Source organism: Nocardia tenerifensis NBRC 101015, assembly GCF_000308715.1.
GTDB lineage: Bacteria > Actinomycetota > Actinomycetes > Mycobacteriales > Mycobacteriaceae > Nocardia > Nocardia tenerifensis.
Genome location: NZ_BAGH01000447.1, coordinates 1 through 909 on the forward strand (window position 1 = coordinate 1; position 909 = coordinate 909).

1 protein-coding gene is annotated in these 909 nt (G+C 71.0%); it reads left to right on the top strand.

Features of this window, described 5'->3' with window-relative positions; translation table 11 throughout:
* On the top strand, positions 1-909 hold a 909-nt coding region (locus ON39_RS33890), incomplete at both ends, for an SAM-dependent methyltransferase (RefSeq protein ID WP_040740333.1).

A 909-nucleotide genomic window follows, 5' to 3' on the forward strand; every position in this document is an offset into this window, starting at 1 on the left:
ACCGGCCCGAGCCGCCGCCGGAGGAGGCGCGGCCGCGGCGCGGGCCGCTGCACTCCAAGCGTCGGGACGCGGCCGCGATCAGCCACCACTATGACGTCGGCAACGACTTCTACCGGCTGGTGCTCGGGCCGAGCATGACGTACTCGTGCGCCCGGTTCGTCGCCGAGGACGACGACGGCGCGGCCGGCCCGAACGCCGCGATGTCGCTGGAGGACGCGCAGCGGGCCAAGCACGATCTGATCTGCCGCAAGCTCGACCTGCGGCCGGGCATGCGCCTGCTCGACGTGGGCTGCGGCTGGGGATCCATGGCGATCCACGCCGCGGCGACCTACGGCGTCGACGTGCTCGGGGTGACGATCAGCCGCGCGCAGATCGAACAGGCACGCAAGCGGGTCGAGGAGGCGGGGCTGTCCTCGACCGTCGAGATCAGGCTGACCGACTATCGCGACCTGCGCGGCGAGCAGTTCGACGCCATCTCCTCGATCGGCATGTTCGAACACGTCGGCACCAAGCGGGCCGACACCTACTTCCAGACCCTGCGCGCGCTGTTACGGCCGCGCGGGCGACTGCTCAACCACGCCATCTCCTCGCCGGGCGGGTCCGTCATGGGCCCGCGCTCCTTCGTCGGCCGCTACGTCTTCCCGGACGGTGAACTGGTCGACGTCGGCGAGGTCGTGCTGGCGATGCAGCGCAACGGATTCGAGGTGCGCGACGTGGAGGCGCTGCGCGAACATTACGCGCTGACGCTGCGCGCCTGGGTCGCCAATCTGGAAAGCGCTTGGGAGCAAGCGGTTTCGCTCACCAGCGAGGGTCGCGCGCGGATCTGGCGGCTCTACATGGCCGCCTCCGCGCTGGGTTTCGAGGACGGCGGGCTCGGCCTGCACCAGGTGCTCGGCGTGGTGCCCGACG